This is a genomic window from Acinetobacter sp. Gutcm_16, assembly GCF_028649355.1.
Lineage (GTDB): Bacteria > Pseudomonadota > Gammaproteobacteria > Pseudomonadales > Moraxellaceae > Acinetobacter > Acinetobacter johnsonii.
The window spans coordinates 1-1,834 of the sequence record NZ_JAQSUV010000034.1; the positions used below are offsets into that span (position 1 = coordinate 1).

The window sequence follows — 1,834 nt, forward strand, 5'->3', positions numbered from 1 at the left end:
GAAGCGATCAGTACAGCAGCCGCACCGTCATTGATGCCTGACGCGTTTCCCGCTGTGACGGTGCCTTCTGCTGTGACGACTGGCTTCAGTTTCGCCAAACCTGCTAATGTGGTCGATGCACGCGGATGTTCATCCGTGTCCACCACAATTGGATCACCCTTACGCTGAGGAATGCTCACTGGGATGATCTCATGTGTAAAAAAGCCTTGAGCTTGCGCGGTTGCGGTGCGCTGTTGACTCGCCAAGGCAAACTGGTCTTGATCTGCGCGATCAATATTAAATTGTTGCGCCACGTTCTCTGCAGTCTGTGGCATGGTTTCGACACCATACATGGCTTTCAACTTCGGATTGATAAAACGCCAGCCCATGGTGGTGTCTTCAATCTTCTGGCTACGGCCATAAGCTGTTTCTGATTTACCCATGACAAAAGGTGCACGAGACATACTTTCGACGCCACCTGCGATAATTAAATCCGCTTCACCTGCTTTAATCGCACGCGCTGCCATGGCAATCGCATCGAGTGATGAGCCACATAAGCGATTCACAGTCGTGGCTGGAACTTCGACCGGTAAACCTGCCAACAAGGCCGACATACGCCCCACATTACGGTTATCTTCTCCCGCTTGGTTGGCGCAGCCATAGATCACGTCATCGACTTGGGTCCAATCTACGCTTGGATTACGTTGCATCAAGGCTTGAATCGGCACTGCACCCAAGTCATCGGCACGGACTGGGGCTAAACCTCCAGCATAACGGCCAAATGGGGTACGGATGGCATCGATAATATATGCGTTTTTCATATCTATTCTTCTCTTAATCCTCCCTTAATCCCTCCTTTAAAAAGGAGGGAGACCTACCGCACTTGATGCTAGAGAAGTCCCCCTTTAGCAAAGGGGGATTTAGGGGGATTCAAATCCTTAATTCTGTTGTGTCGCATCCATCAACGGAGCACCCGTCATTGCCTGCAATTCTGCAAAGCTTAGACCGTCGACTTTCTCAATCACTTTTAAACCTTCAGTGGTGACATCAATCACACATAGATCGGTGTAAATACGATCGACACACTTCAAACCTGTCGCAGGGTAGCTCAGTTCAGCTACGATCTTCGGTTCACCTTGTTTGGTCACATGGTCTGTGGTGATAAAGACTTTCTTGGCACCGACGGCTAAGTCCATCGCACCACCGACAGCAGGAATCGCATCCGGTGCACCCGTGTGCCAATTGGCCAAGTCACCATTGGCTGCCACTTGAAAGGCCCCTAGGACGGCTATATCTAAGTGACCGCCACGCATCATGGCAAAAGAATCGCCATGGTGGAAAAAAGCACCGCCTTCGAGCATGGTCACATATTCTTTACCTGCATTAATCAACTCAGGGTCTTCTTGACCTTTTTCAGGTGGTGGGCCAAAAGCTAATAAACCATTTTCAGAATGTAAGAACACGTCTTTGTCACTTGGTAGGTAACTGGCAATCTTGGTCGGTAAGCCAATCCCAAGATTCACATAAGCGCCATCTGGAATATCTTGTGCCACACGTTCTGCAATTTGGTTACGGCTGAGTTTTTGATAGCTCATGATGTTCTCCCGATTACACAGCAACTGGTTCAGGTTGAACCTGTACCACGTGTTGAACAAAAATACCTGCGGTGATGATGTGTTCAGGATCTAAAGCACCCAAGTCCACCACTTCAGAGACTTGTGCAATGGTTACACCTGCGGCCATGGCCATAATCGGGCCGAAGTTACGTGCCGATTTGCGGTAAACCAAATTCCCCCAACGGTCGCCTTGCTGTGCTTTAATCAAAGCGAAGTCGGCTTTGATGGGATATTCCAAC

The 1,834-nt window shown here is 49.4% G+C and carries 3 protein-coding genes; all 3 read right to left on the reverse strand.

What is annotated here, in order from left to right; translation table 11 throughout:
* Positions 1 to 800 (reverse strand): acetyl-CoA C-acyltransferase (locus tag PTT44_RS12170; RefSeq protein WP_273795657.1); only part of this gene is annotated, 800 nt, incomplete at its 3' end.
* 117 nt (positions 801 to 917) lie between these two features.
* Positions 918 to 1,574: a 3-oxoacid CoA-transferase subunit B gene (locus PTT44_RS12175; RefSeq protein WP_168159841.1), complete on the reverse strand. Its 657-nt coding sequence runs from the start codon at positions 1,572 to 1,574 to the stop codon at positions 918 to 920.
* A 13-nt stretch (positions 1,575 to 1,587) separates the two neighbouring features.
* The coding region (locus tag PTT44_RS12180) for a CoA-transferase (protein WP_337960672.1) at positions 1,588 to 1,834 on the reverse strand (247 nt) is incomplete at its 5' end.

Excerpts from the sequence above, each read along its gene's own strand:
- PTT44_RS12175 (WP_168159841.1), bottom strand. The coding sequence starts at position 1,574 with ATGAGCTATCAAAAACTCAGCCGTAACCAAATTGCAGAACGTGTGGCA.